Genomic DNA, 7,056 nt, shown 5'->3' on the forward strand with positions numbered 1-7,056 from the left:
CAGGTGGTCAGGCGTATTTCAGCACATTTGAAAACTTGTTCGGAGATTCCCTAAATGCTTTGTGTCTGCCCAAAACCATAGCTTTACACCCTTTTCTGGATTCTGAATTAGGTCTTCGTTGTCACTGGTATCAAACAATGGTCTTAGCGACAGATCAGGTATGAGCCCTCTACTGACTAACTCATCGTAAGGGCGACCAAGGCACCCCACCCAGCGGCTAATTGTTGCAGCGTCCATTTAGTACCACCCCTGATCTTTATTTAGTTCATGCATTTTATGGAGTGCCTCTCGGAGTTCATTCTCGGAAAACCCCTCTTCAAGAAGGTAGGGCTTTATCGCATGGAAGTTACTGTCCAATGCTCCCCGTAGATCACCTGCATCAAGGTGCTGTTTGGTCCGAGTGTTTCTCCCACCAAAAGTCTCGCTATATTTCTGGTGAACCCTGGCCGGGATAGCAATGCTGGCAGACCGTTTTAGGAGGGCTTCGATATCATCGTCGTCCAGTTTGGCATTCATCTCCAAATAGCGCCTCAAGGCGGCTTGGGACGGCATATGATCGATGTGCAATCCATTGCGTAAACGTCCGCTGAAAGCACCGTAGATATCTACTTCTAAAGGCCTGACCGCCGGCTTGGCAAACACCAAATACAACGGCGCCACACCCGAATCCGCCGGAAACGTAATGATCGTATCCTGCCAGGTCACATCCTCTGCATCCCGGCCCGGATAGTGAGTGATGGCTGAATCCGGCCCTACTGCAATCGGATGAACCAGCAAGTTATCCAGCCGTTCGGGCGTACCTGGATAAGGGCTTGGCACACTGACCACCGGCCCATTGTTTGGCGTCCAAGTGATGCTGATACCATCCAACACCGCCACCATCGCGCTCTTGTCGGCGCTCCATTTGGCGTGTGCAACAGGAACCCGATCCGAGCCGCTGCTCGGCGTGGTATGGATTCCATAAACCCCCATTCCCCCTGTGTCATCCTGGCGGAACTGGAACCGCACCCGCGTACTTGCCGATTGCATGTTTGCCAACTGCTCAGGCGTGTAGAGCGTTGAATCGCCGATGTCCCTCGGCCAAAAGGCAAGAAGTACAACATTGAGCGCGGAACTGGCTGCCGCTGCGGTGCCGGTGAAACCCCGAACGGCCCATGTACCAAGTTCGCTGCCCAGCGTTCCTGCGACACGCCCGACAGCTCCCGCAGTGCCGGTGGAGGCCATGACGGCCACAGTGCCGAAGTTCCTGGCGTGCTCAGGGGCAGTACCGGCAGCCGTTGAGCCTGCGGGCACTGAGACACAGGATTTTGCGAATACACACACATTCAGCGCATCAGGTTGTGCGTTCGGCGCGAAAGCCTCGGCGGCCGTGCTGCGAGCTGAAGTGGTTCCCGGCGGTGGCAAAAAAGACGGCGACTTTTCAGGGTCTATGTCCTGAAACTCCATGAATTGGTTGGCGATGAGTTTAGGTGGCGGGTCACATTTGCAGCGGCACACGTCGCCTTCCAACGCAGCCTCTGCACCGTCCCATATTTCGCCCAGTCGCGGCCCGACACACACGACGACACCTTGGCTGGAGCAGGCGGGGCAGAAGATGAGATCGCCCTGTCTGACCATTCCCAACCCGTTAATGGTACCGCCCGTGTACCCGGTGTAGACCGTGCCGCCGGCCGTTGTCTTGGCGCCGTTGGTTAGGTTGTAACGCCTCATGCCTCATTCTCCGCGTGCAAGCCTGGCTGCAGAAGCCTCCACCTGCGCCAGCCTTTGCGGGCTATCGCGTTGCTGGTGAAGATCGCGCCTAACTGGCGCGAGAAGAATGCTGCTGAATGAAGGAAGTCCAAACAACTGACCGTTCGGCTAGGTATTCGAAGAAACAGAAATTTCCGACACCTATCAGCGGTTGGCCCTCGGAAACTAGCTCTTTAGTCTCCGTACACCGCTGCACACTCAGCGGTCGGGCGTCGCGGCCCGGTTTCCTATGGACGCTAAGCGTCATCGTCTGCTTTCAGTTGGCGCTTTTTTATCGTCTACTGTGCGGCGCTATGGCGGCTGTGCGCGGGATACCTTCGGGTATGCCGGGTTTCCTAGGGACCGGTCCGCGAACCTGCGTACAGCTGCCACCCCCATCGCGTCGCGGCGATCAATGGCAGCTCCACTTCCCTTAGGAGCTTCACAATGATCAAACCCACCCCAAATCCCCCTGTCCGTCTATTTGCCGTAGCGGATGGAATCAATACCGAAGACCTGCTGGTCAACCTCAGCGAAACACTCGCCTCGGCCAATGCGCTGAGCTGTGATCTCGCGTTTAATCTGGAAGGATCGAAGCGAGAGGAATTGCTGGGTGTTGCGCAGTTGATTGAACTGGCGCAGTTGCTCGCGGAACGCGTCGGGCAGACGAGCGCTGCAGGTCGCTAACAACACGATCTAAATGTGGGAGCGGGCTTGCTCGCGAATGCTGTGTGTCAGTCAACAGAATCATTGGCTGATCCACCGCATTCGCGAGCAAGCCCGCTCCCACATTTGATCTCCACAGCATTTGAGTGATGTGTTCGCCTGAAGCACATCACTGTGCTGCTTTTACAGGATGCTGAGCGGATAGCTAACAATCACCCGATGCTCATCACTGTCCCGCTGCGTCGTCACTTCGGTGCGCAACGAGGCATGGCGCAACGCAATGCTCAGGTTCTTCAACGGCCCCTGTTGCACCACATAACTCACCGTCAAGTTACGCTCCCACTCGCTCTTATCCCCCGTCGGCGTGCGGATGTTCGAACCGCTTTCGTACATGCCCATAAAGCTCAAACCCGGTACGCCGACCGCGGCGAAGTCATAGCCGTATTTCACCTGCCAGGTGGTCTCGCCGGCGCGCTGGAATTTGCCGACCATCGACTCGGTCATGAAGTACGCCGTGGAACCATCGCCCTGGTTCAACCACACCGCGTCGCTGTCGCCGCTGACCTGTTGCAGGCCGGCGGCAATCGTGTGGCCGTTGACCAGGTAGGTGAATTGCGCGCTGCTCAGGCGGCTGTCGACTTTGCCTTTGGTCACGCCGTCGCCGTAGTAGCCGAGGGTGTAGTAGGCCGGGTCGTTGCTGTTGGCGCCGTCGGAGCGGTTGTCGAAGTGGCGCAGGTCGGTGCGCAGGGTGCCAGGGCCGATCTGCCAGTCGTATTTGAGGCCGAGGAAGTGCTGTTTGTAGAAGTCCTGCAGGTTGCCGTAGTAGTACTGCAACGTCAGGTCTTTGGTGGGTTTGTAGTCGACGCCACCGTAGTAGAACTTGTTGACGAAGGTGCCGGTCACCGCGTTGTTGGCGCCGGGGATCGACATGCCCATTTGGTCGCTCGACCCTCGGCCTTTCACATGTTCCAGCTGGCCGAGGGTGAAGGTGAAGTGGTCGAGGTCCTTGGACTGCACCTGGCCGCCGTTGAAAGTCTGTTGCAGCATGCGGTCGGTGGACATCACCACCGGCAGCATCGGCACCAGGGTGCCGTATTTCAATTCGGTCTTGGCGAAGCGGGCCTTGGCGGTGAGGCCCAGGCTGCCGAATTCGTCCACGGCGCGGCCGTCATGGTCGGTGGGGAAGATATTGCCGTTGAACGCGGTGCTCTGCGGGTTGTAGTGGCGGCCTTTGCCCGAGTCCAGGCGGATGCCGAACATGCCGATGGCGTCCACGCCGAAGCCCACGGTGCCCTGGGTGAAGCCCGATTCGAAGTTGGCGATAAAACCCTGGCCCCATTCCTGGGTGTAGTTGGGATCGGCCGCGCCGCTGCGGTTGTCGGCGTTACTGAAGAAGTTGCGGGCCAGCACGTTGAGCTTGCTGTCTTCCACCAGGCCGGCGGCGTAGCCCTGCTGGGCGATCATCAGGCCGCAAAGGCCGGCGAGTACTTTCGGTGCGCGATTGAAAAGCTCCATCGGTGTCATCCCCATGTGTGTTTGGTTTTTTGAGGGCAGTCAAAAGCGGCAGTGAAATTTTCTTATTTTTCAGGAGCGACGGTGGCGGGCACGACATGCAGTCGCACCGGCGGCAAGCGGTACAGGATGAACAGGGCGAGCACGCCGATCCCGGCGCACAGCAACAGGCCTACGCCGACGGACTGGGCCAGCGCATCGCGGGCCAGGTCCAGCCAGGGCGAGGCTGCGACGTGGGCGTGCAACAGGGTTTGCGGATCGGCGTAAAGGGCGATGCCTTCGGCGTGATCGGCCGCGAGAAACACCCGTTGCACATTGGCGCTGTAGAGCAGGTTGACCAGCACGCCCATGCCGGCGGTGCCGAGCAAACCGCCGACCAGGCGCAGGGATTGGGTCAGCGCCGTGGCAATGCCGAGGAACTGGCGCTCGGCCAAGGTCTGGGTGAACACCGTAAGGTTGAGCAGGATGAACCCCAGGCCCAACCCCGCTAGCAGAATCAGGCCGAGCAACACATTGAACGAAGCCCCACGCCCAACCACTGCCAAACCGAGGCACGCCAACAACAGCGCGACAAACCCCGCCAGCGGCAGCCAGTTCGGGTTGCGCAAACGGGTGACGATGCGGCTGTTGACGATGGCCCCCAGGGTGATGCTCAGCGCCAGCGGCGTAATCAACAGACCGGCGTCCTGGGGCGAATAACCATAGGCGCCTTGCAGCAGCAGCGGCAGGTAGAACAGCAGCGAAAACATGATCGCCCCAGCCGCTACCGACAAGATGAACAACAGGCGCAGGCTCGGCAGGCCGAACAACGCGGCGGGCAACAGCGCGTGGGCGCAGCGCCGCTCCCAATGCCACAGCGCAACAACGGCCGCGATGCAACCCAGGCCCAGCGCCGCACTCAGCGCCAGGCTCGCATGCCCCAGCCATTCCACAAACAATTGCAGGCTGCCCAACGCCAGGGCGATCAACAGTGCGCCGGGCCAATCCAGGCGGATACCCGCCCGTTGCTGCGGGCGATACCAGGGCAAGAAACGCCAGGCAATCAACAGCGCCACGCAGCCCAGCGGCAGGTTGATATAGAACACCGCACGCCAGCCAAAGGCGCCGGTGAGATAACCGCCGAGTCCTGGGCCGATGGCATTGACCACGCTGAACAGCGCGCTCAACAGCATCTGCCAGCGCAGGCGTTGACGGGTATCGGGAAACAGCTCGGGGATGCAGGCAAACGCGGTGCCGATCAGCATGCCGCCGCCGACCCCTTGCAACGCGCGGCCGATCACCAGCACCAGCATGTCATTGGCCACCGCGCAGGCCAGGGAGGCCAGGGTGAAAATCAGCGTGGCGGCGAGCACAAACGGCTTGCGCCCGTAGTAATCCCCCAGCCGCCCGAAAATCGGGATGGTAACGATGGATGCCAGCAGATAACCGGTGGCGACCCACGCATAGAGTTCAAAACCGTCCAGTTCGGCGACGATGCTTGGCAACGCGTTGCCGATCACGGTCTGGTCCAGCGCCGAGAGCATCAGCACCAACGAGATGCCGATCATCGCCAGCAAGGCCTGCTTGAAACTCAGGGGAGGGTGGGCCGCCATGGTCATCGCAGGGCCTCAGCGCAGCGCGGCGACGGCGGCGGCAATGCGCGCGCAGCCTTGGTCCAGGGTGTCGATGTCGGTGGCAATCGACATGCGAAAGAACGGCGCCAAACCATAGGCCGTGCCGGCTACTACCGCCACGCCCTGGCTTTCCAGCAGGTACATCACCACCTCGGAATCGCTGTTCAACACCTTGCCTTCTGCGGTGGTTTTACCCAGCAGACCGCCGCAGTTCACATACAGGTAGAACGCGCCGTCCGGCTTGCGGCAGCTCAGGCCGGGGATCGCGTTGAGCAGATCCAGGCAGCGGTCGCGGCGTTGCTGGTAGACCTCGACGCTGTGCTTGACGAAGCTTTGGTCGCCATTCAGCGCTTCCACGGCGGCCGCTTGGCTGACCGAGCAGGCGTTGCTGGTGGACTGCGATTGCAACGTCGCCATGGCCCCGATCAGGTCGGCGGGGCCGGCGGCATAACCGATGCGCCAGCCGGTCATGGCGTAGGTCTTGGACACGCCGTTGACCACTAGGCTGCGCTCGCTCAAGGCCGGCTCGATGGCGAGGATATGCGGGTTGTCCAGGCCTTCGTAACGGATGTGCTCGTAGATGTCATCGGTCATCAGCAGCACGTGGGAGAAGTCCAGCAGCACATCGGCCAGGGCGCGCAATTCGGCGGCGCTGTAGCTGGCGCCGGTGGGGTTGCTCGGCGAGTTGAGCAGCAACCAGCGGGTGCGTGGGGTGATCGCATTGCGCAGCTGCACCGGGGTCAGCTTGAAGCCTTCGTGCTCCGGGCAGGCCAGGGTCACGGGCTCGCCTTCGCAGGCCAGCACCATGTCCGGGTACGACACCCAGTACGGCGCCGGGATCAGCACTTCATCGCCCGCACCGAGGGTGGCGGCGAAGGCATTGAAGATCGCGCTCTTGGCACCGCTGGTCACCAGCACTTGGCTGGCGCTGTAGCTCAGGCCGTTTTCGCGGGCCAGCTTGGCGACGATGGCCTGGCGCAGTTCCGGGGTGCCGGCGTTTTGCGTGTAGCGGGTTTCGCCACGTTCAATCGCAGCGCTGGCAGCCTTGCGGATATTTTCAGGCGTGTCGAAATCCGGCTCACCCACCACCAGGTTGATGATGGACTGGCCCTGGCGACGCAACTCGTTGGCGCGGTCGGACGCGGCGCTGCTGGGCGATGGTTTGATGCGTTGCACACGGGCGGCGATGCGGGAGGCAGTCACGGGGCGTTCCTCGTTGATGGCGTTGACAGGGGCCACAGTACGAGGCGGCGGGGAGGGCGCCATAAGATGAGATCGTTCTGGGTTGATAGGCAGTGCTTATGGCTGGGGCCGCACTGAAAGGGTGCGTGCAGGCGGGCGTGCGCTGTGGGGGGGCTTTTCATGGGGGATAGGAGGCAGCCATAGCAAAGCCTTATGGCTGCTCAAGGGCATGGCCTGCCTTTTGCAGACCTGCCTGATGTATGGAGATCCAAATGTGGGGGCGGGCTTGTGTGGGAGCGGGCTTGCTCGCGAATGCGGTGGACCCGTCAACTCATCCAGTGACTGACACACTGCT

Annotated in this window: 5 protein-coding genes; 1 reads left to right on the plus strand and 4 read right to left on the minus strand. The window is 60.8% G+C overall.

Annotated features, from left to right (window positions below; all coding sequences use genetic code 11):
• Positions 1–237 precede the first annotated feature (237 nt).
• Entirely contained in the window at positions 238–1,710 is a 1,473-nt protein-coding gene (locus tag NUV89_RS26090; protein ID WP_257783586.1) for an S-type pyocin domain-containing protein, read from the minus strand.
• 465 nt (positions 1,711–2,175) lie between these two features.
• Here NUV89_RS26090 and NUV89_RS26095 point away from each other — a divergent pair, with 465 nt between their 5' ends.
• Positions 2,176–2,415: a DUF6124 family protein gene (locus NUV89_RS26095; RefSeq protein WP_257783587.1), complete on the plus strand. Its 240-nt coding sequence runs from the start codon at positions 2,176–2,178 to the stop codon at positions 2,413–2,415.
• Between the two features lie 162 nt (positions 2,416–2,577).
• Here NUV89_RS26095 and NUV89_RS26100 read toward each other — a convergent pair whose 3' ends face one another.
• The 3 genes from NUV89_RS26100 to NUV89_RS26110 form a co-directional block, all read right to left on the minus strand.
• Positions 2,578–3,909 (minus strand): OprD family porin, encoded by a 1,332-nt coding sequence (locus tag NUV89_RS26100; protein ID WP_257783588.1) that lies wholly within the window; start codon positions 3,907–3,909, stop codon positions 2,578–2,580.
• A 62-nt stretch (positions 3,910–3,971) separates the two neighbouring features.
• Positions 3,972–5,504 (minus strand): MFS transporter, encoded by a 1,533-nt coding sequence (locus tag NUV89_RS26105; protein ID WP_257783589.1) that lies wholly within the window; start codon positions 5,502–5,504, stop codon positions 3,972–3,974.
• 9 nt (positions 5,505–5,513) lie between these two features.
• Positions 5,514–6,722, minus strand: a complete 1,209-nt coding sequence (locus NUV89_RS26110) for an aspartate transaminase (protein WP_257783590.1) — start codon at positions 6,720–6,722, stop codon at positions 5,514–5,516.
• Positions 6,723–7,056: the final 334 nt, after the last annotated feature.

Origin of the sequence: Pseudomonas sp. 18.1.10, from assembly GCF_024655625.1 — a bacterium.
In the GTDB taxonomy this organism is placed as follows: domain Bacteria; phylum Pseudomonadota; class Gammaproteobacteria; order Pseudomonadales; family Pseudomonadaceae; genus Aquipseudomonas.

Bases quoted from the DNA above. Each gene is read 5' to 3' on its own strand.
- NUV89_RS26105 (WP_257783589.1), bottom strand. From the start codon at position 5,504: ATGACCATGGCGGCCCACCCTCCCCTGAGTTTCAAGCAGGCCTTGCTG.
- NUV89_RS26095 (WP_257783587.1), top strand. From the start codon at position 2,176: ATGATCAAACCCACCCCAAATCCCCCTGTCCGTCTATTTGCCGTAGCG.
- NUV89_RS26100 (WP_257783588.1), bottom strand. From the start codon at position 3,909: ATGGAGCTTTTCAATCGCGCACCGAAAGTACTCGCCGGCCTTTGCGGC.
- NUV89_RS26090 (WP_257783586.1), bottom strand. From the start codon at position 1,710: ATGAGGCGTTACAACCTAACCAACGGCGCCAAGACAACGGCCGGCGGC.